16 protein-coding genes are annotated in these 25190 nt (G+C 46.2%); 12 read left to right on the plus strand and 4 right to left on the minus strand.

What is annotated here, in order from left to right:
- Positions 1 to 268 precede the first annotated feature (268 nt).
- Positions 269 to 3103 (minus strand): TonB-dependent receptor domain-containing protein, encoded by a 2835-nt coding sequence (locus tag QUB66_RS27440; RefSeq protein ID WP_332970458.1) that lies wholly within the window; start codon positions 3101 to 3103, stop codon positions 269 to 271.
- 801 nt (positions 3104 to 3904) lie between these two features.
- On the opposite strand from QUB66_RS27440, the gene QUB66_RS27445 reads away from it, so the two are divergent.
- From QUB66_RS27445 to QUB66_RS27480, 8 genes are all read left to right on the plus strand, one after another.
- Positions 3905 to 4294, plus strand: a complete 390-nt coding sequence (locus QUB66_RS27445; protein ID WP_332970457.1) for an AMP-binding protein — start codon at positions 3905 to 3907, stop codon at positions 4292 to 4294.
- Positions 4266 to 4655, plus strand: coding sequence for a hypothetical protein (locus QUB66_RS27450; RefSeq protein WP_332970456.1), 390 nt, complete (start codon positions 4266 to 4268; stop codon positions 4653 to 4655). Before QUB66_RS27445 ends, QUB66_RS27450 begins: the two co-directional genes overlap by 29 nt.
- A gap of 404 nt (positions 4656 to 5059) precedes the next feature.
- Positions 5060 to 5479 carry a condensation domain-containing protein gene (locus QUB66_RS27455; protein WP_265234809.1) on the plus strand — a complete coding sequence of 140 codons (420 nt, stop codon included), beginning with the start codon at positions 5060 to 5062 and terminating at the stop codon, positions 5477 to 5479.
- Positions 5480 to 5888: 409 nt separating this feature from the next.
- On the plus strand, positions 5889 to 6467 hold the full coding sequence (locus QUB66_RS27460) for a hypothetical protein (RefSeq protein ID WP_265234810.1): 579 nt from the start codon (positions 5889 to 5891) through the stop codon (positions 6465 to 6467).
- A gap of 382 nt (positions 6468 to 6849) precedes the next feature.
- The gene (locus QUB66_RS27465; protein ID WP_332970455.1) at positions 6850 to 7887 is read left to right on the plus strand and encodes a M20/M25/M40 family metallo-hydrolase; all 1038 of its coding nucleotides are present in this window, start codon (positions 6850 to 6852) and stop codon (positions 7885 to 7887) included.
- 150 nt (positions 7888 to 8037) lie between these two features.
- Positions 8038 to 10392: an FHA domain-containing protein gene (locus tag QUB66_RS27470; protein WP_332970454.1), complete on the plus strand. Its 2355-nt coding sequence runs from the start codon at positions 8038 to 8040 to the stop codon at positions 10390 to 10392.
- 332 nt (positions 10393 to 10724) lie between these two features.
- On the plus strand, positions 10725 to 11207 hold the full coding sequence (locus tag QUB66_RS27475; RefSeq protein WP_332970453.1) for an SRPBCC family protein: 483 nt from the start codon (positions 10725 to 10727) through the stop codon (positions 11205 to 11207).
- Positions 11208 to 11212: 5 nt separating this feature from the next.
- Complete coding sequence (locus QUB66_RS27480) at positions 11213 to 11662, plus strand: EVE domain-containing protein (protein WP_332970452.1); 450 nt, start codon at positions 11213 to 11215, stop codon at positions 11660 to 11662.
- Between the two features lie 54 nt (positions 11663 to 11716).
- Here QUB66_RS27480 and QUB66_RS27485 read toward each other — a convergent pair whose 3' ends face one another.
- Both QUB66_RS27485 and QUB66_RS27490 read right to left on the minus strand, forming a co-directional pair.
- The gene (locus QUB66_RS27485; RefSeq protein WP_332970451.1) at positions 11717 to 12757 is read right to left on the minus strand and encodes a glucokinase; all 1041 of its coding nucleotides are present in this window, start codon (positions 12755 to 12757) and stop codon (positions 11717 to 11719) included.
- Between the two features lie 35 nt (positions 12758 to 12792).
- Complete coding sequence (locus QUB66_RS27490) at positions 12793 to 14970, minus strand: amylo-alpha-1,6-glucosidase (RefSeq protein WP_332970450.1); 2178 nt, start codon at positions 14968 to 14970, stop codon at positions 12793 to 12795.
- Positions 14971 to 15287: 317 nt separating this feature from the next.
- Here QUB66_RS27490 and treZ point away from each other — a divergent pair, with 317 nt between their 5' ends.
- From treZ to QUB66_RS27505, 3 genes are all read left to right on the plus strand, one after another.
- On the plus strand, positions 15288 to 17111 hold the full coding sequence (gene treZ, locus QUB66_RS27495; protein WP_265234456.1) for a malto-oligosyltrehalose trehalohydrolase: 1824 nt from the start codon (positions 15288 to 15290) through the stop codon (positions 17109 to 17111).
- Between the two features lie 308 nt (positions 17112 to 17419).
- Positions 17420 to 20227, plus strand: coding sequence for a malto-oligosyltrehalose synthase (gene treY, locus QUB66_RS27500; RefSeq protein WP_332970459.1), 2808 nt, complete (start codon positions 17420 to 17422; stop codon positions 20225 to 20227).
- A 545-nt stretch (positions 20228 to 20772) separates the two neighbouring features.
- A complete protein-coding gene (locus tag QUB66_RS27505; protein WP_332970449.1) occupies positions 20773 to 21984 on the plus strand; it encodes an RNA-guided endonuclease InsQ/TnpB family protein in 1212 nt (403 codons plus the stop codon).
- 116 nt (positions 21985 to 22100) lie between these two features.
- Here QUB66_RS27505 and QUB66_RS27510 read toward each other — a convergent pair whose 3' ends face one another.
- Positions 22101 to 22688 (minus strand): hypothetical protein, encoded by a 588-nt coding sequence (locus tag QUB66_RS27510; RefSeq protein ID WP_265234454.1) that lies wholly within the window; start codon positions 22686 to 22688, stop codon positions 22101 to 22103.
- A gap of 307 nt (positions 22689 to 22995) precedes the next feature.
- On the opposite strand from QUB66_RS27510, the gene QUB66_RS27515 reads away from it, so the two are divergent.
- Positions 22996 to 24783, plus strand: coding sequence for an Rqc2 family fibronectin-binding protein (locus QUB66_RS27515; RefSeq protein ID WP_332970447.1), 1788 nt, complete (start codon positions 22996 to 22998; stop codon positions 24781 to 24783).
- Positions 24784 to 25190 lie beyond the last annotated feature (407 nt).

A 25190-nucleotide genomic window follows, 5' to 3' on the forward strand; every position in this document is an offset into this window, starting at 1 on the left:
GCCATCAATTTTACCCTCGCTGATCCACGAATCAACACCAGTTTACTTGACGATAGGGCTTAACCGAGAAGTATTGGATCGGATTCTATGCAGCCTCATAAAAAATTGATATAAGAGGACTTTAGCTATAAGAGGGGGAATTCATTCCCTGGCGGACTAGCGGGTGCGAGGACTGGCAGACTAACAGCTTAAATTGAAACGCCTTGGGTTCTTGGAGTGTCCCTACGGGGGATAGTAAACTACCTCATAAACCTGCAATCTGTTGTAATTACCAGTTAAGGCGGTAATTAACACTGAGAGTCAAACCTCTGCCTGCATAATTAGAGCTGTCCGAGCCAAATCCAGCTAAGTATTGCGACAGCACGGGAAAATATTGATTATTCAATAAATTCTCGACTTTGACTTGTAGCAGCCCTTTTCCCAGTTGAATTGTGCTGATGTAATCCACTGTGAGATAGCTGCTAATCGGGCCGCCATCTGAACCGTCTTTGAAGGCTATATCGCGATTTCCAGAATATAAGAATTGTAAGCGATTGTTCCATCCTTGCAAAGTTTCGTTTTGGAGATAAGCTGTTAGCTTGAGCGGTGGAATTCGGCTGCTATCGAGGGCGATGTAACGGTTATCTTCCTCATATTCGCCTTGAATATAAGTAGCAGTACCGCCGAGCGACCATGCTGGTGCAGGTTGCCAATCCACAGTCCCTTCTAAGCCGTAAATGCGTTCTGGGGCGCGGATTAGTTCCAGGCGACCTGTGTTGCCAACTGGTTGAAAATTCACTCCTAGATCGGAGGTATTGTAGAAAGCGGCAAGCGACATTTGCACGGATTGCCACCCCCCTCGAATGCCAATTTCGTAGTTGTTGACTTTTTGCGGTTGAGTTACTTTTAAGGAAGATTCAATTCCGACAAAATCGTCGGGCGGTTGGCGGAGGATGCGGCCGAAATCTGGAACTGAGAAACCTTGAGAAAAGTTGCCAAATACGTTGAAGGTGTCATTAATTTTATAGACAGCCCCTGTATTAAATAGGGTGGCGTTAAATTTGCGATCGCCTCCTTGGATCTGGCGATCGTTAAAAGTGGTATAATCATTGACGTTTAACCCGATGCGTTCGTGACGTATCCCGCCACTTAAAATGACGATATCGTCAATATTCCATTCCAATTGACCGAAAAGGCCAAGGCTGTTGTAAGTGTAAGCAGGCACAAAAGGACGCTCGGAGATTTTCCGGTAAACCCGGCCACCACTTGTGTCAAATCTCTCCGGGTCGTACAAGTCGAAACGCTGTCTGCTATCTTCAGTAACATAGTCAGAACCCCAAGTTAATCGAAGATTTTCGGCGCGGGATAAAGGAGTGGTGATCGCCAATCTACCTCCTATCTGTTCGTTCTCGGCTCGCGAACGAGTAACGCCGAGAAATGGCCCAAAGAAATCGGACGTGCGGTAATCTGAAGGAACACCTACATTGGAATTCGTTCGATAGTAAATTTGACTTTGAAGGCTGCTGCCAAAAAGGTTTTGGTTGGTGTAACTTAGGTTGATCTGTGTACTTTTATTTCCCGCTGTTTCCCCGTCGATATCCAAATTTCCGGTTCGGATGGCGCGGGCTTTTTGTCGTCCTTCCTGGTCGTCAACGCTAAAGTCTTGGATCACATTGGGGTCTTGGGTTTCCCGATAGTGATTGACAGTTAGTTGCAGCCGCTGTTGGGTGTCCAAATCTACCCCGATTTTGCCCATCACGTTGAAGAGGGTGCTGCTATCTCCGCCGAGTTCAAAAAAGGGAATACGATCGCCCCCGGCATCGTAAAAAGCTCCACTTCTGGCGAGAGAGACAGTGCCGGTGAAATCGAAATTGCCACTTCGGCCAGAAATCGTCTGCTGAGCGTTAAAGCCCAGAGCATCTTCTGTGTTTGTTAAAGCGCTATTGACGCCCACTTCAGTAACAGCAGTTAGCCTTTCCTCCGTTGGCCGACGAGTAATAATATTAATCACGCCACCTGTAGCCTGAGCGCCGTAGATTGCGGTAGACCCCCGCACTACTTCAATGCGTTCGATCGCGCTGGGATCGATGTTTCTAAATTCTCTGCCAAAAGATTGAAGATTCGTCGTTTGTGGCACGCCGTCAATCAGAACGGAAACGTCGCGACCCCGCAAAGTTTGTCCATAAGTGCTACTAAGTTGAGTCGGGGGCGCGAAACCAGGAACTTGATTTGCCAGGGCTTCCCCGATATTTCTCGATGCCCCTACCTGCTGCTGAAGTTCTTCTGAGTCTATGACCGTTATAGAGCGCGGCACGTTTGTCACTCTTTCTGCGGTTCGCGTTGCAGTGACGACGATTTCAATCGCGTCTCTCCCCACCTGTGGCGTTATAGCGGGTGGCTGTGTCGGTGTTCCTGGTGGCTGCGCTGTCGGCGGCAAAGGTTCTCCGGGTGTTCCTGGCGGCTGCGCTGTAGGTGCTGCGGGTTCTCCGGGTGTCCCTGGTGGCTGCGCTGTCGGCGGTAAGGGTTCTCCGGGCGTTCCTGGTGGCTGCGCTGTCGGTGGTAAGGGTTCTCCGGGTATCCCTGGTGGCTGCGCTGTCGGTGGGAAAGGTTCTGCGGGTATCTCTACCTGCTGTCCTGTCGGTGCTGCGGGTTCTCCGGGTCTCCCCGGCCGCTGTGTTGTAGGAGCCGGTGCAGGCGGGCGAGAAGTCATCTCCGAGGTGGGTTTTAAGCTGAGAATCAGACCCGCAGCATTAGGAATCACCCGTGCCACTGGTTGACCCCTTTCGCCAATGACTTTGATTCGGATGCTGTTGTTATCTAAAGGAGTAACGGTGACATAAGCAATTCCCGCAGCCGGTTTGTCTTGACGAAACTCATTTCCCCCCGATAATCGCAGTTGAGCGGTGATCACGTCAACTTGTAAAGTTTCGCCAAAGCTGGTGCTGAAGACTTGTAGGGGTCTTCCATCTTCAGTGTCTAGGATGATTTCAATGCCTTCTGACGTGGGGTTGAGGCGAACTGCTGTCACCTGCGCGATGTTGGAAGCGCACGTCGGCCCAGCGACTAACGCCGACACGATTCCTGCCAGCCCAAGGCTGCTTAATAATAGCTGCGATCTTTTCATTACTCTTGAATCAATAATTGATAGAACTTCGGATATGTGGTTTGCGTTGCTTACACAACAGGATTTGTGGCAGGGTTGCTGCTCTTCTGGGCAGGAGTGAAACTAACCAGCCGAAGATCCGGCCCAGTTGTCCGGCGCAGTTCGATCGGATTTTCCCGTCGCTAGCAGCCTTTGTCTGGCAGGAAGTGCTTGAGGGCGCGTGACTCAATCGGGTGGAGCCTCTGGGCGAGTTGCCACAGTGGGGCGTTCCTCGGTTAGAGGAAGCAGTCGCTGGATGCTTAATGAGAAAGTCCCTTAATTAGATAACAGAGCACTTGCATCTGTCAAGAGTTAACTAATGAAAACTTATTGCATTTTAAGATAGGGGGTGTCACCCCTCTATCTAGTTAGGCAGCACTTGCCTATTATGGTTGCTTGTCAGGGGTAGACAAACGATCGCCTAAGATGCTATGGCAATAGTTAAAAAAATTGTCATATAGGAAACGATAGGAGTCAAAAAATTATCTGAAGAACTCTTGACAATAAATATCATCTAGCCTACTATGCTTAAAGTCGATAGCCGTAAAGCCCCTGAAGCTGATATCAAAGCTGGCTCGGACTGAAATCGCCCCGGAGCCATTGCCGAATAGCCCGATCGACAACCAAACGTGAAAAGCAGCGCTAATACCCGGATTGAAGACTCAAACGCGCTGATAGGAAACTCGTAACGCCCGAAAACTGTTCACAAAACGTCTATGTGGAGAGAATTTGGCGGAACTGGTTGGCGTACTGCAAACAAGATTTATAGGTAAAAAAGAATCGATGAGTGACGAAAGCATTAAGGGAAACCAACTCACCGAAAGTTGTACCAATTTAGTAGAACTCCTACAAAACAGAGCGTTACACCAACCTGAGCAGAAATATACATTTCTGTTAGACGGCAAAACTGAAACCGCCAGTTTGACTTATCGAGAGTTAGATGCGATCGCCCGATCGCACGCCGCGCGGCTTCAGGCCTTGGGGCTCACTGGCGAACGAGTGTTACTGCTTTTCCCGCCAGGATTGGACTATCTCGCCGCCTTTTTTGGATGTTTGTACGCCAAAGCGTGCGATCGTCAATCCCGAATCTCTAACGCAATGCCAGCCGCACGAAGTCGGAGAAATTTGGGTAGCTGGCGAAACAGTGGCGCGAGGCTATTGGAATCGCCCTGAAGAGACAGAAAAAACCTTTCAAGCATATCTTTCAGATACCAGCGAAGGGCCATTTTTGCGAACCGGAGATTTAGGCTTTTTACGCGACGGAGAACTGTTTGTTACAGGGCGACTCAAAGATTTGATTATCATCCGAGGTCGCAATTTTTACCCCCAAGATATAGAAAGAACGGCAGATCGCAGCCATCCCAGTTTGCGGCAGGGGGCGATCGCAGCATTCTCGGTAGAAGCTGATGGCGAAGAACAACTGATTATCGTGCAAGAATTAGAAGCTCGCAAAGCGCCGAATGATGCTGAAGAAATTATCAGCGCATCCGCTCCAGCATTGCTCAAGAATATGAAGTGCAAGCCTATGGAGTAGTGCTGATTAAGCCGGGAAGCATTCCGAAAACGACCAGCGGTAAAATTTAACGTCGCGCCGCCTATGCTGACTTTATAGCTGACAATTTGGAAGTTGTCGCCAGTAGCGTTTTAGAGATATCTGATTTTGTTGAAATAGAGAATCACTTCACGCGAGAAAATCTGCTAACAGCCGAGTTAGCAGAACGGCAGTCGCTTCTTGAGGCTTACCTTTGGCAGCAGGTAAATCGCCGGGGAATTCATTCCCCGGCTAATAGCCAAAGTCGGCTAAAGGCGACTGAAGATGAATCTTCAATCCACTTCAGTGCCAGGGGGAAAACGCAAAATATTATTGATCAACCGCTTAGTAGCTTTGGACTAGATTCTTTAAGAATTTTTGAGTTAAAAAATTAAATAGAGAGTGACTTGGGCGTTACTGTATCGGTTGCCGATTTGTTTGAGGATAGGAGCATTGCTCGACTGGCAGTGCAAATTCTAGAGCAACTGACAGGAAATACCAAAGCAGTCGTCATTGGGCCAGTTTCTCGCTCACGCCATCTTTCCCTGTCTTTTGCTGAAGAGCGCTTATGGTTCTTTGACCAATTGGAACCTGGAAACCCCCTTTATAACCTCTGCGGTGCAGTTCGGATTACAGGACAGCTCAATGCAGAAATACTCAGGCAAAGTATTGAGAAAATTATCGAGCGGCACGAGGTTTTGAGAACTGCGTTTGCCGCTGTGGAAGGGCAACCGATACAGGTTGTCGCTGCTGCGGGCGATTGGACGCTGCCACTGATAGATTTGAGCGATCATCCCCTGCACTTGCAGGCAATTTTATTGAATTAATGCAATATTTAACACCAAAAATAGCAGCATTTAAAGATGCAAAAATCAATTAGTACGTAATCTTTATTTGCTCCAGTTTCTAAGTTTAAATAGATGCCTTCATGTCTCAATAAATATGAAGATTTTGAGCATATATTGAGGAATGATATGAAAAATAGCACCGGAATTTATGTGGTCTTTGTAAATTGAATATCTCAAAAATAAGAATTTAGGCTCGTAACTAATTATAATTTTAATCTTAATTTAAAATGTGTGATCAGCCATTGTGCCACAAATTATCCGCCATTATGCCTAGACATCGGCTGGGATCGCGCTAAAATTAGAGAATCGCCGCCGAGAGGTGGCGGAAATTTGTTAGAAAAATAAACAATTAGCTTAAAATCGATGCAGAGATCTACGAATTGAACCAATGAGTCAGACGATCCCAGAACTCCAAACAGAAGTCCACGCGCTACAAGCAGAAGTTGCCACCCTGCAAGAGTCGCGGGCAAAACTTTGCGTACAGCGCTCAGAGTGCCGAGTGACAGTCAGTTTTCCCAAGAATAATACTCCTGAGGGACTTGCCGAATTCCACCAGCAAAATGCTGCCTTTGGGGAGCAGTGGTTGCAGCAAATCCAGGAAATTGACCGAGAAACTCAAATTATTGAAAAGCAACTGCAAGCAAAACAGGCGGTACTCAATTACAAACAAGACGAACTAGACAAATTGCTGGCCGGACAGCACTGGCAAGAAGTAGAAAACCACGTTCAAACCGGAGAAAAGCGCTTGCAAGCACAAGCTCGCAGAATCAATCAAGCAGCAGCGCAACTAGAAGCAGAGATCCAAGCTTTGAAAGCCTTGTATGACGAACTCAATCCCAGTTATTCCGAGTGGTTTCAACAACCAACTCAAATTGTTGAATTTTCTGCAACAACTATTCCTTATGCTGCGGGTAGCAGCAGCGGGTTGATATTGGCCAATAAGGAGATTGAGTGGGATAAAAAATAGTTGTAAATGATGAATTTTGGAGGTAAATCAGTGGGGTTGAATGTCGCCGTTGAGTTGGCAAATAAGTGTGACACCTTCGACGGCGACATTTATAGCCTTTCTCAGAAAGATCAGGTACGCGAACGGCATAGGGCATAGGCTTCCGTGGGCATACCTGACTTTTTTGAGAACCGCTATAAAGGTTTTTACCTAATTTTTTAGGTGATCACTTCGGCAGTTTCATGGCTTGCGCATTGGTGGCTAGAAACCCGGTTTCTACCAGTTTTACGTTGAGTGACAAGAAATATAAAAAGAAACCGGGTTTCTGAGTTAATTTTTTTTAACTCTGATGTCAAGGTAAAATCTAAAATCTAACAGTCTAAAATTTCAAATAGACTTACTGATGAAACAATTGATTTGGATAGCGCTATTTATTCTGGTTGCGGTGGCGGCTGTGGGTTGGGGTTCTGACTCATGGCAGCGATTGTCGGCTGTACCGGAAGTTTGGATCGATCGCAAAATCAACATTTCTCAAAACCCGTCTCCCTCGCCGCTGATGGCTGAAAACAATACAGTCAATCTGCCAAAAGTTGACGCATCCCGGTTGTGGAAACACGTCGAGATTTTAGCAGGAGAACGGGTGGCAGAACGCGATCGCACTTTCACGAGAGACTACATTTCGCAACAACTGAAAACTTTCGGATTTTCCCCAGAATTGCAGCCGTTCGATCGCGGAATCAACGTTTTCGCCGAAAGAAAAGGTAGTGACTCAAAGGCTGGGGCAATTCTCGTTGCTGCACACTATGATACTGTAACCAAGTCCCCCGGCGCTGACGACAATGCGACGGGAGTTGCAGCAGTTTTAGAAGTCGCAAGATTGCTGGGTGATCGTGCGACTTCTCGGACATTGCAAGTGGCATTTTTCGACCGGGAAGAAATCGGGCTTTTAGGTAGTTTAGCATTCGCGGGTAGCGCGGCACGGTTAAAAAATTTGCAGGGTGCGATCGTCCTGGATATGATCGGTTATGCCTGCCACACGCCGGGGTGTCAGCAATATCCCGAAGGATTGACACCGCAACCTTTTCTAGATGCAGCGGGGGTGACTTCTCCCGGTAAGGGCGAGTTTATCGCTGTGATTGGGGATGCGGAACATCCGCTGTTGTTGGGTACTTTTGCGGAGTCGCCAAAAGCAGATTTACCGCCTGTGATGACGTTGCCGGTGCCACTGAAAGGGGTGCTGACTCCTGATGTTTTGCGCAGCGATCACGCGCCGTTCTGGTATAAAGGAGTTGATGCTGTGTTGGTGACGGATACTGCAAATTTGCGATCGCCCCACTATCACCAGTCTACGGATACACTCGCAAATATCGATCGACCTTTTTTCGCCGGTTCCGCTCAAATTGTTGTCAATGCCACAGCTAAACTATTGGAAATTCGGTAATTGGTAATTGGTAATTGGTAATACAAGTTTAAGGTTCGCAATGGGCACTAGATATTTAGAAAAACTCCAGAAGTTTTAAAATAAATAAGTTAATTGTTGCCTGAGTTTTGATATGCTGACAAACGTGAGTGTAAAAAACGCAATTTAAATATGATAGGTAAAATAGGACAACCGACTGCTGTCAGCGATCGTCCTTATTTAGTATTAACGTGTCAAGATAAAAGCATACAGTTAGAGTTAAAACAGTCGCAGCACGTATTGGGGCGCGATCGCACTCGTGCTGATTTAGTGCTTCCCGAACCGTGGCGGGCAGTTTCCGGCGTTCACGCTGTGTTGCGCCAAATTGGGGATAATTACTGGATTTACGACGGTGACGGGCAGCGACCGAGCACTAATGGCTTATTTGTCGATCGCACTCGCATCACTCCCAACGACGGTTATTGTCTGAAAAACGGTACAGAAATTAACATCGGTCTCGATCCCAAAAATCAAGTTTTGGTGACTTATTTTAATCCGCTGGCGAATCAAATCTTTCCCGCCAGCAAACAGTCAATTCCTCTCAGCAATCGATCGGTTTTGTTGGGTCGCGATCCAAATGCTTCGCTGCAATTAGATGCGCCACTGGTTTCTAGACGACACGCGACAATCGATGCTGACAGTCGCGGCAATTATATTTTACGCGATCACAGTGTTAACGGCGTTTTTGTGAACGGTCAGCGAATCACAAATTCTGTACAGTTGGCCGAGGGAGATGCGATTCGGATCGGCCCGTTTACTCTAACTTACCGCAGCGGTATGTTAGAAATGCAAGACCGAGGCAATCAAATTCGTCTGGATGCTGACAGTTTGGTGATTCCGAAGCGTTTGGATCATATCACTTTGGCGATCGAACCGGGGCAGTTTGTGGCTTTAGTCGGCGGTAGCGGTGCGGGAAAATCTACTTTAATGCGGACGCTTTTAGGTATCGAGAAAACTACTCAGGGCGCTGTGTTTCTCAATGGTGATAATCTGCGCGAAAACTTCAATATTTATCGTAATCAAATTGGTTACGTGCCTCAAGATGATATTATTCACGCAGATTTGACAGTAGAAGAAGTCTTGAGTTATGCAGCTAAATTGCGCTTACCTCCCGATACAGATGTTCAGCAAGTAGTCGCAAAAACTTTAGAAGATATTGAAATGACTCACCGCCGCACTGCTTTTGTCAAAGAACTTAGCGGCGGACAGCGAAAACGGGTCAGCATCGGAGTTGAACTGTTAGCAGATCCGAAACTTTTCTTTTTAGACGAACCGACTTCTGGGCTCGATCCGGGTTTGGACAAGAAGATGATGCAACTGCTACGCAAGTTGGCGAGTCAAGGCCGGACGGTGATTCTGGTGACTCACGCGACGGCAAATATCACGATGTGTGATCGTATTGTGTTTATGGGGCGTGGCGGACGGCTTTGTTACTTCGGCCCACCCACAGAATCGCTAGATTTTTTCGATATCAAAACCGACGATTTTGCCGACATTTACAACGAATTAGAAACAGGAGAAACTAATGTTCAAAGCTGGGCAGAAAAGTTCAATAAATCTCCATACTATCAGCGCTACATTGTCAACCACTTCAGCAGCGGCAACGCAGGAAAAAAACAAGCACCTCCCAAGCCAAACTCTGTATCTTTTATCAAACAACTCGTTCTGCTCGCCCAGCGCTATTTTCAGCTTATTTCCCGCGACTTAGTTAACTTGAGTTTAGCTCTTTTAACGGCTCCGATCGGGATTAGTTTGCTGCGGCTTGCGGTCAGAGATAAAGACCCGTTAATTGGCGCGCCGGAGGCAACTTTAGCACCTTTAGCGATGCGAGTTTTGTTTGTATTTACCTGCGCGGCTATTTGGGTGGGACTGGCAACTTCGCTGCAAGAAATTGTCAAGGAATCTGCTATTTATTTGCGCGAACGTTTAGTAAATTTAGGATTATTTGCTTATTTGGGTTCAAAATTTTTCATACTTTCCGGCTTAGCAGTCTTGCAAACGCTGTTGATGGTAGGAGTTATTCTGATTGCTTTTAAATCCCCAGAACCGAGTTTGATTTCCTGGCCAGTGGGAGCAGCTATTACCACATTTTTGACCTTAATGAGCTGCATAAGTCTCGGATTGCTGGTTTCTGCGATTGTAAAAAATGGCTCTCAAGCTAACAGCGCTTTACCTCTAATATTGCTACCTCAGATTATTTTTTCTGGAGTATTGTTTAAGATGGAAGGTGTGGCGAGCAAATTTTCTTGGTTGATGTTAAGCCGCTGGTCTGTGGGTGCTTACGGCTCTTTAGTTAATGTGAATTCGCTGGTTCCCGAACCTACTACATTGCCGGACGGAAGCACACTTCCTCAGCCGTTTGTGCCTACTCCTGTTTACGATCCAACTTGGGAGAATTTGGGTTTGAACTGGGGGATTTTGTGCGTGCATATTTTCGTGTATTTGATGTTGACTCTGTGGTTGCAGAAGCGGAAAGATATTTTATAGCATTTGACAGTTGACAGTTGACAGTTGACTGTTAAAGAGTAGGGGAATCAAACCGTTGATACTAAAATGGTAAAGTAGGGTGCGCAGTGCGCACCCAGCCCTGTCAAGGTTCTTGCTGAGTCTGAATAAAAGTCTCTCAAACACCTAAAATATCGTAGTTTATAGGGTGCGCATTGCGCACTAGCTCATCTTTTATGGTGCGTCAAAAAGCATTAAAAAAGTCAACCAGTACGAATTTTTATGGGTATCAAAGTCAACTGAATACTCGTGCATAAGTATTATATAATTAGAAATCTGCACTTGATTAATGTTACCAATAATTTGAGGGATAAATGTTAGTTAAAGCCAACGCATTAGTAGAAGTTTCTGCATCACCGGAAGTGGTCTTTGATTTTGTGGCATCACTATCAAATGTGCCAAAATCCTTTCGTGGATTTGGTCTAATTCCAGCAATTAATCAAGCTGAAATGGCTGATGGTGGACAGATGCGTGAAGGCGGTGTGCGGCGGATCAAACATTCCGATGGGTCGGTGATTGATGAAGAAATAATTACTTTCAAAAAGCCAGAAAGACAAACCTACCGACTGGTTAGAGGGTTTAAGTTTCCGATTTCTTTACTGATTGAGTCTGGTGGTGGAGATTGGAAGTTCACTGCTACGCCAAAAGGTACTCGGATTGATTGGGAGTTTTATTTTATGCTGACTTCTCCGCTATTCTATCCGGTTGGATTATTGTTAGTGCAGGTTTTTATGCAGAAAGCGATGCAGCAGTGTTTAGATAATATTCAAGGATATTTGGAGAACCAAGGGGAATAATTTTTATGAATTATTGGCTAATGAAGTCGGAACCGGATGTTTATAGTATTGTCGATTTGAAATCAGATAAATTTTCGATTTGGGATGGTGTTCGCAACTATCAAGCCCGCAATTTTATGAGAGAAATGAGTATTGGAGATTTAGTGCTTTTCTACCATTCCAATACTAAAATACCGGGAATTGTGGGATTGATGCGTGTGATTGAAGCTAATATCGCTGACCCAAGTCAGTTTGATATAAATAGCGAATATTATGATGCTAAATCAGCGTTTGATGCACCTCGCTGGCAAACTGTGAAAGTCGAGTTTGTCGAGGAATTCGCTAAATTAATATCTTTGGATGAACTGAAAGAAAAGTTTAGTGCTGATGAGATTTTGGTTGTCAGAAAAGGTAATCGGTTATCGGTGATGCCGATATCTGAAGGTGCGGTAGAGAAGATTTTGAAGATGAGATAAGCTCCATTTGTGGCACAGGCCCTCCTAGCCTGTGCCACAAATATTTACAATTTCCTACAAACTGGCCGCACAAACTGCGGCTCCAATTAACCCTACATTGTCATTCAAAACTACCTGAACTGGCATCATTTCTAACAGCGAATCCATCCGACCTTTGTGAGTAAAAGCTCGCATAAAACCCCCTTCTAGAATCAGTGGCAAAATCTTTGCAGCGATGCCGCCGGCTACGTACAAACCGCCATAAGGTAGAAGTGACACAGCCATATTTCCCGCCACCGCACCGTAAGCTTCTACAAACATTTGCATTGTTTGTTCCGAAAGCCGATCGCACTTTTGGAGTGCAGCCTGCGCAATTGTCGCCCCTGGATCGATAGTTTTCTCGCTTTTACCAATTTCGGACTCCCATTTTCTAATCATTTCTCCCACCTCGGCTGATTCAGGAGCAAACTTTCTGTCCCGCAAAAACTGGTAAATTGAAACAATCCCCTGTCCCGAAACTACACGCTCGATCGATATTCTTTGAATGTCATGTTTTGCTAACAAATATTTCAGCAAATCAAACTCCAACTGCGAGCGAGGAGCAAAGTCAGCGTGTCCCCCTTCCGAAGAAAAAACCCTGATACCATTTGCTTCAGGAATTGCAAAACAATTGCCCAAACCAGTACCCGCACCAATAACAGCAATTGGATCGTGTTGGCGGGGTTTTCCTACTTGCAAAGTGTGCAAATCTTTAGCCTCCAAACCACACACACCGTAGCCAACCGCCACAAAATCATTAATCAAACTGACGCGGGATATGCCTAATTCTTGTTTCAGACGATGAGCTTCCAGCACCCAAGGCAAATTAGTCAGTTTGGCGGTGTTGTTGACTACCGGCCCGGCGATCGCAAAACAAGCTTTTTCAGGCTGCGGCGCCAACTCCAATTTAGCGGCAGATTCCGTCAAAAACCGCTGCACAATCGGCACTAAATCTGGAAATTCTCCGCTCGGATAGCGACACTCATAAAGAGCATTCATTTCACCATCAGCAGTTCTTTCTACCAATCGCAAAATAGTTTTAGTTCCGCCAATGTCACCCGCTAATAATAATGCCATAAACTTCTTATTGAACTAAAGATCGCATTCCCCATTTAAACACCCATAGTATTAATTGCCAACCAAGCCCGCAGCACCTCAGCCACAGTCCAAGCTTGAGCCGTGCAGCCCCGTGGCGAGTGTGGGGCGTCGCCCTCAAAAATTTCGCCCAAACTGCCAACTCCGCTGGCCATTATATGATGTGCCATCGGTGCGAGGAATTCGCGAGCTTGTGCTGGGTCTTTGTATACGTGCAAGTGCGCCAAGACAAACGGGCCAATCAGCCAGCCCCAAGCTGTGCCCTGGTGATAGGCGCTGTCGCGCTGCAATTGGTCGCCTCCATAGGTGCCGCGGTACTGCGGGTGTTGCGGCGAGAGACTGCGGAGGCCGTGGGAAGTGAGAAGCCCCTCAGCGCAGCCGTCCACTACTGCGCGCTGCTGGATGGGCGTGAGTAACGGTGTATAGCGGGTTTCCTGGCGCGTCCCCGCTGACAAGGAGTTGGCGGAGTGCGGATAAATCGAGTCCAGGGGCAGGGAAACGGCGAATATTTGATTGGGGCGCAGGGAGCTATCATGTCCGTCGGGGCCGTCCAGAACGTCGTAGCAGTAACTGGTTGAGTCGTTCCAGAAGCGAGGGAATCCGGCGGCGGTGCGATCGCCCAACTGCTGATATTCATTGTGAGACTTGCCCAATTTTCGAGCAAAACTTGCCATAGCTTGTACAGCATTGTACCAAAGCGCGCTGAGTTCGATCGGCTTACCAATCCTAGGCGTGACCACCCAATCGCCGATTTTCGCATCCATCCAAGTCAATTGCACGCCAGTTTCCCCCGCGTACACTAAACCGTCGTCAGGATCGACGCGGATGTTATACCGAGTTCCCTGTACGTGCCAGTCTACAATCTCACATAGTGTCGGCCAAAGTTCGGTCAAAAGTTCATCGTCGCCGGTGCAGTCGTAGTAAGCGCGAATTGCCTCAAAGTACCATAGCGTCGCGTCTGCGGTGTTATATTCCGGTGCGCCGCCCGCATCCGGGAAGCGGTTCGGCAGCATTCCCCGATCGACATACCGCCCAAAAGTCCGTAAAATCGATCGCGCAATATCCCATCGCCCGGTACAGATTGTGAGGCCGGGTAGGGCGATCGTGGTATCGCGTCCCCAGTCGCTAAACCAGGGATATCCGGCGATGATCGTTTTGCCCTCTGGTTCCTGGGGCTGCGGGCGGTTGACGATAAATTGGTCGGCTGCTAGCACTAAGTGATTGATCCAGTCGGGAGATTCACTCACTTTTGACCACTTTTGCAGCAATGCTCGATCGCCCGCGCGGCGCGTTTCTAAAGCTGCATCGCCGTTTAACACCAAAGCCGAGTTTACTCCCCCCTGAATGTTAGTCGTTAATTTCTCCCTCTCCCCCTCTCCCCCTCTCCCCCTCTCCCCCTCTTGAGCAATAGACGGGTGTTTGACACGGAATGACTGGGGATTTTTCTCGGTACTGGCGATCAATGTCAGAGACTGCCCCGGTGCGATCGCCATGTGAAAAGTCGCTGCGTGCAAGTGATCCTCACAGTAGTCCAATCCGCGCTGCCTTTCTGCTGCCAAGTAAAATCCGTAGTACCAATTGTATAAATTCGTAGAGACTCGAAATTTAGCTTCTGTTGTGGCATCTGTCAGCAAATAAAGTGGCGATGCTCCCTCAAAAGCAGTCACGCAAACCCCCCGTGTCAAGGTTTCTAGCCTTATCGGCCAGTCGTCGGCGCTGGTGATGTGGTGGTAATCGCGGTAGTTGACTAGGGCTTTGACAGCGAGGGCGATCGGTTGTGAGGCGCGGTGCAAGCGGTATTGAATATATGTTGTGTTAGCACCTTGCTGCATCCAAATCCGTTTTTCGAGGATAGCGTCGGCGAGGGCAAACCTCCAAACAGGCGTCGTGCCTTCGAGGTGGAAGCTTTCGATGCAGTTGTAGCCGTGGGGTTCGATCGTACTATCGGCCCAGCGGTTGGTATAAAGCGGATAGGCGCGATCGGCATACACAGCCGTCTCGTCCAGCTTAGCGAGCATCAAAGTGCGTCCCAGCGGGGGTTTGAGGGCAGCTACCAGTAGGCCGTGATAGCGGCGAGTGAGGAGATTTGCGATCGTCCCGCTAGCGTAACCGCCGATCCCGTTGGTGACTAACCACTCGCGAGACTCCGCCGAGTCCAGATTGCAGCAGATTTCCCGTCCAAAAGTAATAGCCATAAACTACACGCTCACGCTGATTTGTGATCTACCTTTAGATATATTTTAGACATTATATAAACAAGAAATATCAACTATTGTAGGTGGTCAAGATTGGCGATCGCCCCGATCCAGATTCATGGTCTAATTTAGAGATAACCAACCGCTACTTTTGCCCCAGCGACAATTCTAACCGTTGCTCTGTCTAAAGTTAGTTGTTTATTATTTAAAGTAATATTACCCTCTACACAGGCGCTGCACCTTAACAACACAGCCTTTGATAGCGCCCAAAGGGCGATCGGACAACCAACCTATTTTAATAAGGAGAACAACTCAAAGTGAAGATAGGAGCCAACTACCTCGGCAACAACCAATGTGAATTTACAGTTTGGGCGCCCACCCTCAAACAAATAGCCCTCCAAATTGTTTCCCCAAACAAACGCCTGATACCAATGCAACAATCCGTAGAAGGTTACTGGCAAACCACAGCTACAGACATCCAACCAGAAACCCTTTACACCTACCAACTCGAAGGAAAAACCGACCGACCAGACCCAGCCTCAAAATATCAACCCCAAGGCGTACATTCCCCATCCCAAGTAATAGATGAAAACGACTTTACTTGGACTGATAAAAATTGGCAAGGCGTGCCGCTCGCTGACACAATAATTTATGAATTGCACGTCGGTACATTCACCCAAGCCGGAACATTTGAAGCAATAATTCCCCAACTCAAACAACTCACAGAATTGGGAATCAACGCCATAGAAATCATGCCAGTTGCCCAATTTCCCGGCGATCGAAACTGGGGATACGACGGCGTATATCCCTACGCCGTCCAAAACTCCTACGGCGGCCCCGAAGGCTTCAAAAAACTCATCAACGCCTGCCACGAACACGGCATCTCAGTAATTCTTGATGTAGTTTACAACCACCTCGGCCCCGAAGGAAACTACCTCCGCGACTTCGGCCCCTACTTTACCTCAAAATACGGATCAATTTGGGGAGACCCCCTCAACTTTGACGACGCATACAGCGACGGCGTGCGCAACTACTTTATTGAAAACGCCCTCTACTGGTTTCGAGACTATCACATTGATGCCCTGAGATTAGATGCAATTCAAGCAATATTTGAAGTCGGTGCCAGACCATTTTTGCAAGAACTCTCCGATGCCACAGCCGAGATTTCCCACGAACTCGGAAGGAAACTTTACTTAATCGCAGAAAGTGACTTAAACGATGTCCGCACAGTACGTCCTAAAGAACTCGGAGGCTTCGGATTAGATGCTCAATGGTGCGATGATTTTCACCACGCACTGCACACATTACTTACGGGAGAAAATGACCGATATTACCAAGACTTCGGCAAGTGTGAACACCTCGAAAAAGCCTTCAAAGAAAGCTTTGTTTACTCCGGTCAGTACGCCCCCCACAGAAAGCGAAAACACGGCAATTCAGTCAAAGATGAACCGGGCGATAAATTTTTGGTATTTTCCCAAACCCACGACCAAATCGGCAACCGCATTTTGGGAGACAGACTCTCGCAAATAGTTGACTTTGAAGCACTGAAACTCGCAGCCGGCACGGTGTTAATTTCTCCCTACATTCCCTTCCTGTTCATGGGAGAAGAATACGGAGAAACAGCGCCGTTTCTGTACTTTGTTTCTCACTCAGACCCTGACTTAATTGAAGCTATCCGCAAAGACAAACAACAAGAATTTAAAGCTTTTGAAGGTCGAGGCGAATTTCAAGACCCCCAGAGTCCTGACAGCTTCCACAAGTGCAAATTAAATTGGGAAAAACAAACAGCAGGAAAACACAAAATCCTCTGGGAATGGCATCAAAATTTGATTCAACTGCGGCGGACAATTCCCGCCCTGAAAAAACTCGATAAAAACAATCTAGAAGTCTCCAGCATTGAAGCCGAAAAAATCTTGTTTCTCCGTCGATGGACAGATGACAGCCAGATATTCTGCATTCTAAACTTCAACAGCCAAGAAGTGGCTTTTACGGCTGCACTTCCCCAAGGCAATGGTCACAAAATTTTAGACTCTGCTGATCTAAAATGGATGGGTTCAGGTTCTAGCTTGCCTGAAAAGATCAACTCTGAGCAAGAGTTGACTGTTAAACCACAGAGTTTCGCACTCTACGAATTAAGATAGAAATAGTAGATTCGGTTTCGCTGCTTATTAGTGTCAACAACCAGCTCAAATTTAGTATCAGCCTACTGTTTGATTTCCTAGTCTTCGCGATCCCCCCTAACCCCCTTAAGAAGGGGGGGACAAGAGACTCCTCAAAGTCCCCCTTTTTAAGGGGGATTTAGGGGGATCTAGACTAGCCTATAAGCGAGAGATATAAATGTTTTTAGGCGATTGTTGACACTGGGCGCTGCCGTTCTACCGAACCAACTATTTCTAATAGTAAACAAAAAAACCGAGCAACCAATCAATCAGGAGTAAAATTAACAGTGCTGAGAATTCCCACAACAACTTATCGGATTCAATTTCATGCAGGTTTTAACTTTGAAGCCGCCAAACAAATCCTGAGCTATCTGGAAGAATTAGGAATTACCGACCTTTACGCCTCACCAATATTTAAAGCCAGAAAAGGCAGCAGTCACGGATACGATGTGGTTGACTCAAATCAAATCAATCCCGAATTGGGAACCTCAGAAAATTTTGAAGCCCTCACATACGAAATCAATCAACGCAACATGGGATGGCTGCAAGATATTGTTCCGAACCACATGGCCTACGACACTCAAAACTTGTTGCTGTTAGATGTATTGGAACACGGCCCAGATTCCGACTATTTCGACTACTTCGATATTGAATGGAATCACGCTTACGAACATCTCAGAGGTCGAGTGCTGGCTCCGTTGCTGGGCAATTTTTATGGAGAGTGTCTGGAAAATAGCGAGATTCAACTGAAATACAGCGAAATTGGGCTGACTATCAATTACTACAGCTTAAAACTGCCAGTAAAAATTGAATCTTATGCTAATTTTATCAGTCATAATTTGGGGCATTTAGGCAGGGAATTAGGCAGGCGTCATCCAGATTTTATCAAGTTTCTGGGGATTTTTTATCTGATTAAAAATACACCTTCAGAAACTAAAGGCAAAGAAAGATATGATCAGATAGCTTTTGTCAAAGGACTACTGTGGGAACTGTACAACCAAAATCCCATTGTGCAGGAATTTATCGATGAAAATATCAATTTTTTCAACGGAAAAAAGGGCAATCCTGAAAGCTTTAATTTGCTAGATGAGTTGCTTTCCGAGCAGTTTTATCGTCTAGCTTTCTGGAAAGTTGGGGCCGAAGAAATCAACTACCGAAGATTTTTTACGGTTAACGAACTAATTTCGGTAAAAGTTGAAGAGATTAAAGTTTTTCACAAAAATCATGCTCTGATCTTCGACATGGTGGAACAGGGCAAGTTTACCGGATTGAGAATCGACCATATCGACGGACTTTACGACCCCACAGAATATTTGAAACGGCTCCGGGAGAGAACCGGAGACACTTATATTACTGTTGAAAAAATTCTGGAACATAAAGAAGATTTACCGTCATATTGGCCAATTGAGGGAACGAGTGGCTACGATTTTTTAAATTACGTAAACGGCGTTTTTTGTCGGTGCGATCGCGAACAGCAATTTACTGAAATCTATCAGAGATTTACTCGACTGAATGTTCCCTATGAACAGTTATTTTTAGATAAAAAAGGGCTAATTGTTGAGAAGAATTTGGCGGGAGATGTAGACAATCTGGCTCAACTTTTAAAGAATATTTCCGGTCAATCCCGACAGGGAAATGACTTTACTCGTCCGGGTTTGGAAAAAGCGCTGTCAGCAGTTTTGACGATTTTTCCAGTGTACCGAACTTACATAAATCAAGAGGGTTTGCGAGAGTCCGATCGCACTTACGTCAAATATGCGATCGCCCACGCCAAAGAGCAAGTGCCACGACTCCTCAAAGAACTGAAATTTATCGAAACGGTGCTGTTGCTGGAAGCAGAAGAAACCCTGACAACCGAACAAAAAGAGCAGCGCCGGCACTTTGTGATGAAACTCCAGCAGTTGACAGGCCCGTTGATGGCTAAAGGCGTTGAAGACACGCTATTATACGTCTATTATCGACTTTTATCCCTCAACGAAGTCGGAGGAAACCCCAGTCAGTTCGGTGTTTCTCTGGCGGATTTTCATGAGTTCAACAAGCAGCAGCAAGCAGCTTGGCCGCACAAAATGAACGCTACGGCTACCCACGATACCAAACGCGGGGAAGATGTGCGAGCCCGAATTAATGTACTCTCAGAAATTCCTGAGGAATGGGAACAGCAAGTCAGGTCTTGGAGAGAGCTAAACTCTTCTAAGAAAGTCAATTTTGTGAATCGAATGGTTCCCGATACTAATGACGAATACTTCTTGTACCAAACTTTGCTCGGCAGTTTTCCGTTTGAGGGAATTGAAAACACTGATTATGTCGATCGCCTCAAAGATTATGCGATCAAAGCCGTGCGCGAAGCCAAAGTTTATACGGCTTGGCTGAGACCTGACAATGACTACGAAACTGGGTTTATGACCTTTATTGATAGCATTCTCGAACCTTCGGAACAAAATCAATTCCTCAAAAAATTTCTACCTTTCTGGGAAAAAGTAGCTCATTACGGCATTTTCAATTCTTTATCTCAAACGCTGCTAAAAATCACGGCACCCGGAGTTCCAGACATTTACCAAGGCACGGAATTCTGGGATTTAAGCCACGTCGATCCAGATAACCGCCGTCCGGTAGATTTTGACCGCAGAATCAAGGTTTTGCGGGAAATCAAACAGCAAGCTCAGACGGATATTTTGGCACTGGTTGAAGATTTGATTGCGACGCGGGAAGATGCTAGAATTAAGTTGTTTTTGACGGCAAGATTGCTAGAAGCTAGAAAAAAATACTTGGAAGTCTTTAAATCAGGCGACTATCGACCTTTGGAGGTAGTTGGCACGTTTAAGGATAATGTTGTTGCCTTTTCCAGAAGCTTTGGAGATACGACAGTTATTGCGATCGCTCCTCGGTTTTTAACGGGAGTTGTCAAATCGGAAGAAATGCCGATCGGCAAACAAGTCTGGAAAGATACTCATCTGGTATTGTCGGAGCAAATGCCGTCGGTTTGGAAAGATGCGATTACTAATCAGGTGGTAGAAAGTAACGGTACGCTGGCAATTGGTGATGCTCTTGGTTATTTTCCCACAGCTTTGCTGATTAGTCAGTTGACAGTTGTCAGTTGACAGTTGACAGTTGTCAGTTGTCGGTTGTCAATAGTCAGTAATCATTAGGAGAATTGGTTTTTTGTAGCGACAGCGATAGGTTGAAACCTGTCGCTGTCGCTGCACTTTTAGGGCTAAAATACAATAAGCTTGGGTTAAGACCATCCGGTCAATAAAACGATGTGAAAAATAGACACTGCGATTGCTTCGTTCCTCTCTTCGGACAATTGTTTACTGAACCGTATTGGGTTAAAATAATAGTAGTAAAAAAATCAGTCTAGCGGGAGGAATAGTAAAAGGCGATCGCTCGTTCAAACCGAAACCAGTACCGAAACCAGACTAGATTGGTGTACCTATTTGTCCTGGACGAATTCATTGGCGAAGCAGATGCTACGATTAACGGCCCAGCAGCTTATCAAGAAATTGGGTTTAAAACCCCGTCCTAGAAGGACGGCTTTTTTTCTATCTTAAACTAAGCAACCTCTTTTCATGAATAAATGCAACAATAACATATCAATATTAGTCTGATTTTGTTATACTAAGAGTATCGTGATGAGGTCGAAGTCATGCTAGTTTTTGAATTCAAAGCTTACGGAAAGCAACAGCAATTTGATGGTGTGAACGAAGCGATTAGGACGGTACAGTTCATTCGCAACAAAGCTTTACGCTTTTGGATGGATAACGAAAAAGTCAATAAATTTGACCTCAATAAGTATAGCGCTATTTTAGCAAAAGAGTTTCCGTTTTGTGACGAACTGAACAGTATGGCTCGACAATCAAGCGCGGAAAGGGCGTGGTCAGCAATTTCCCGATTCTACGACAACTGCAAAAAGAAGATTCCTGGGAAAAAGGGATTTCCGCAGTTCCAGAAAAACAACCGTTCCGTTGAATACAAGACATCGGGATGGAAATTGGCGCCTGATCGGAAATCAATTACTTTCACGGACAAAAAAGAAATTGGTAAACTGAAGTTAAAAGGGACACGCGATCTACATTTCTACCAGCCTACTCAAATCAAACGAGTACGGTTAGTAAAGCGTGCAGATGGGTATTACGTCCAATTCTGTATTCAGGTTGACCGCTCCGAAGCGATTGAAACAACTGGAAAAGCCACTGGATTAGATGTCGGACTCAAAGAATTTTACACCGACTCTAATGGTATCGCAGTTGAGAATCCACGATTCCTCCGCAAGGCAGAACGTAGATTGAATAAAGCCCAAAGACGAGTTTCAAAGCGCGTCAAAGGTTCTAAGAATAGAGGAAAAGCTAGAGTGATTCTAGGGAGACATTACCTCAGAATAAGTAGGCAACGCAAAGACCATGCTGTGAAATTAGCACGGTACGTAATCCAATCTAACGATTGTGTAGCTTACGAAAATTTGAGAATTAAAAATATGGTGAAGAATCACTGTTTAGCGAAATCAATTAATGATGCTTCTTGGTATCAATTCCGAGTTTGGATGGAATATTTTGGCAAAGTATTCGGAAGAATTATGATTGCCGTTCCACCACAGGGGACGACTCAAGAATGCTCTAGTTGTGGAACTGTTGTCAAAAAAAGTCTGTCAACACGAACTCACGCCTGTAAATGTGGATGTGTTTTAGACCGCGATCATAATGCAGCAAAAAACATCCTAAGTCGAGGATTAAGTACGGTAGGGCATACCGGAACTTGGGGTGAAACCCATAACGCTTGTGGAGAAATGACCTCTACTAATTGTGGAGAAATCCTGGCTTGGCAAGTCAATTCGTTGAATCAAGAATCCCCTCGGCTTTAGCCAGGGGAGTGTCAAAATAATACACCTCCAGCACTGTCCGATCGCGATCGCACCCTGGAAGCTACAATTTTGGAGAATATCAAAGCAGCCAACAAAACCAGTTGATGAGTTACAGGTCAAACTCTCCCCCACAAAGCCAATCCGCCGCCCCTTCCCCTAGCCGCAATTATCCCACTTTCTACCAGAAAATATGCAAAAAAAGCCTGCTTCCCCACACTCAAACTAAAAAACTCCGCCTCCCGCGATTCACCACCCCGAATAAATCCTTGATACAGGGTTTTACCCAACAATTTCACCGTAATTCTGGTAAAATCAAAAGCTAAAATATTCTGATTAACCAAAAACTTAGTCGGCCCGGAAAGAGTTAGCTCGATCGCACCTACGAGCACCGAATTCTCCACTTTGCCCATTTCACTAGGCATTTCGCCTTCAGCAACAGGTTCTACCGAGTAAGCAATTTGAATTTTCGCCACCCATTCAGGGATGTAACGTCCCGCGCCTAACACAATTCCCGCTTTTTGTCTACTCTTTTTCGTGCCGGTGATAAAGCACAAGCGCCAATTGCCGGTTAACTGCTTGAAAGAATAGCGAATTTTATTTTTTTTCGCGTTTTTCTCAGCTTCTAATAGCGCTGCGACTACGGTGGCGGCAGATGGTTTAGTATTCGATTTAGCGGCTTGTTCTAGAATTGATATGTTTTCCATTTAACTAATAATAACAGGAATTTCCTAGGGTTGATGCAAAATATTTAGGAACAGGCAAGATGCCTGTTCCACAAGAAGAGAGAAGAGAGAGTGATTGTGGGGTAGGCAAGATGCCTGCCTCTAATAGGCAACAGGCTTTCTGGCCTGTTCCACAAGAAAGAGAGAGATTGATTGTGGGTAGGCAAGATGCCTGCCTCTGATACATCTTTTCAAATCGGGTTTCAAAACTTTGATAATATTGGTTAAATACGACCAATATCTGTCAGTATAGAAATACATACTTCGATCGATCGCAAAAGAGGCCACCGTGCAACCCGTAGACTTTACAACTTTAACCGCCACTTGCAGCGAACTGCGAGCCAAATGGCTGCCAGCGCGCTTAGAACAAGTCTACCAGCGCGATCGATTTACAGTGTCCCTAGCCCTCCGCACCATGAATCAACGCGGCTGGATAGACATTTCATCCCATCCAACAGCAGCCCGCATCTGCGTCGGCGACTCCCCGCCCCGAATTCCCGACACCTTCACCTTCAGCGAACAACTGCGCCACCAACTCAGCGGTTTAGCCTTAGTTTCCATCGCCCCCGTCTCCCCTTGGGAAAGAGTCATCGACTTGCAATTCGCCAAACGTCCGGGCGAACCAGCCCTCTGGCATCTCTACGCCGAAATCATGGGCAAATACAGCAATGTCATCCTCACCGCCGAAGATAATCTGGTTGTCACCTGCGCCCACCAAGTCAGCGCCAAACAGTCCAGCGTCCGCCCCATCCAAACCGGGCAACCCTACGAATTGCCCCCGTCTTTGACCGATGCAGTGCCGAGTTTGAGCGAATCTCTCGATCGCTGGCAAGAACGAATTAGCCTGGTTCCTGGGCAATTAAAGACCAATCTGTTGAAGAATTACCGAGGGTTGAGTAAGGTCTTAGTTGTGTCCATGATTCGATCGGCAAATCTCGACCCCGAACAATCCACCGACAGCCTCAATCCCCAGGAATGGCAGCAACTATTCCAGCGCTGGCTATACTGGCTGCAATGTCTAGAAAACTCCAAATTTCACGCAAGTTTTACCCCCGAAGGCTACAGCGTCATCGACTGGCCAACACCAGACGAAAAAGAGACAAATCCCGAAAACGAATCTAACTCCCCCAATCCGTTACATCCCCCACAAAATCCGCTGCCGAACTGTTCCGTCCAAGAAATACTCAACAGTTACTACACCGGTGAAATCAACCAACAAGTATTCGCCCAACTGCGACATCAGCTTACCCAAAAACTCAACAACGTCCTCGCAAAACTGCGCCTCAAAGCCAACACATTTAAAGAACGATTGCAGCAATCCGCAGGCGCAGACACCCACAAATCCCAAGCCGACTTGCTGATGGCAAACTTGCAGCATTGGGAACCCGGAATGAAATCAATTTCCCTCCCAGACTTTGAAACTGAAAAACCAGTAATCATTCCGTTAAACGTGGAAAAAAACGCAGTTCAAAACGCTCAAGCAATCTACAAAAAGCACCAAAAACTGAAAAGAGCCCGCATTGCAGTAGAACCTTTGTTAGCCGCCGTACAAGAAGAAATCGACTATTTAGAACAAGTCGAAGCTGCACTTTCGGTATTGGAAACCTACCGCAACACCCAAGATTTGCAAACCCTCGCCGAAATCCGTGAAGAACTGATCCAGCAAAAATATCTAGTTGTATCAGATTACCGTGGCAGTGACAAAAATGCTGCGATCGAATTTCACCGCTACCAAACCCCCAGCGGCTTTGAATTATTAATCGGGCGCAACAACCGCCAAAACGACCAACTCACCTTTCGCACAGCCAACGACTACGACTTGTGGTTTCACACCCTAGAGATTCCCGGAAGTCACGCCTTGCTGCGTCTGACACCCGGTACAGTTGCTGAAGAAACCGATTTACAATTTGCGGCTGACATGACTGCATACTACAGTCGCGCCCGCCACAGCGAACAAGTCCCCGTGGTTTATACCGAACCGAAATATGTCTACAAGCCGAAGGGTGCGAAGCCTGGTATGGTTGTGTACAAGCAAGAGCGGATTGTCTGGGGTAGACCGCAGCAAGCCCCGGCATGATATGATGTGCGATCGAACAACCCGACTAAAATAGGTTCGTAGTGAGGACTTCAGTCCTCATCAACATCCGAGGACTGAAGTCCTCACTACAAACCCAAAAATCAGCTTCTAATGTAAAGTTTTATTACAAAAAAATAAATTTTATTGCAAAAGTACCACTTAAGACAGATGATATGTTTCTTAGAACCCGCTGCAAAGAAACGTGCAATTTGGGTTTCCTCACTGTGATAAAAACACTGTGAGAACAACAAACAACGGATTTAACTATTTGTGCAGACCAGCTTTTACTAAAGCTGGTCGTTTCTGTTTAAACAAAATAGACTTTAATTGCTGGAGTTTAGACTAAAAAACGATCGCATCTAAAAGTAGCTGCCTTGGAAGATCCGGCAAGCTGTTGCTCAAAAACT

Origin of the sequence: Microcoleus sp. A2-C3, from assembly GCF_036706065.1 — a bacterium.
Classification (GTDB): Bacteria; Cyanobacteriota; Cyanobacteriia; order Cyanobacteriales; family Microcoleaceae; genus Microcoleus.

Coding starts and splice junctions, on each gene's coding strand:
- QUB66_RS27440 (WP_332970458.1), bottom strand. CDS start 3,103: ATGAAAAGATCGCAGCTATTATTAAGCAGCCTTGGGCTGGCAGGAATC.
- QUB66_RS27445 (WP_332970457.1), top strand. CDS start 3,905: ATGAGTGACGAAAGCATTAAGGGAAACCAACTCACCGAAAGTTGTACC.
- QUB66_RS27460 (WP_265234810.1), top strand. CDS start 5,889: ATGAGTCAGACGATCCCAGAACTCCAAACAGAAGTCCACGCGCTACAA.
- QUB66_RS27465 (WP_332970455.1), top strand. CDS start 6,850: ATGAAACAATTGATTTGGATAGCGCTATTTATTCTGGTTGCGGTGGCG.
- QUB66_RS27470 (WP_332970454.1), top strand. CDS start 8,038: ATGATAGGTAAAATAGGACAACCGACTGCTGTCAGCGATCGTCCTTAT.
- QUB66_RS27475 (WP_332970453.1), top strand. CDS start 10,725: ATGTTAGTTAAAGCCAACGCATTAGTAGAAGTTTCTGCATCACCGGAA.
- QUB66_RS27480 (WP_332970452.1), top strand. CDS start 11,213: ATGAATTATTGGCTAATGAAGTCGGAACCGGATGTTTATAGTATTGTC.
- QUB66_RS27485 (WP_332970451.1), bottom strand. CDS start 12,757: ATGGCATTATTATTAGCGGGTGACATTGGCGGAACTAAAACTATTTTG.
- QUB66_RS27490 (WP_332970450.1), bottom strand. CDS start 14,970: ATGGCTATTACTTTTGGACGGGAAATCTGCTGCAATCTGGACTCGGCG.
- QUB66_RS27505 (WP_332970449.1), top strand. CDS start 20,773: ATGCTAGTTTTTGAATTCAAAGCTTACGGAAAGCAACAGCAATTTGAT.
- QUB66_RS27510 (WP_265234454.1), bottom strand. CDS start 22,688: ATGGAAAACATATCAATTCTAGAACAAGCCGCTAAATCGAATACTAAA.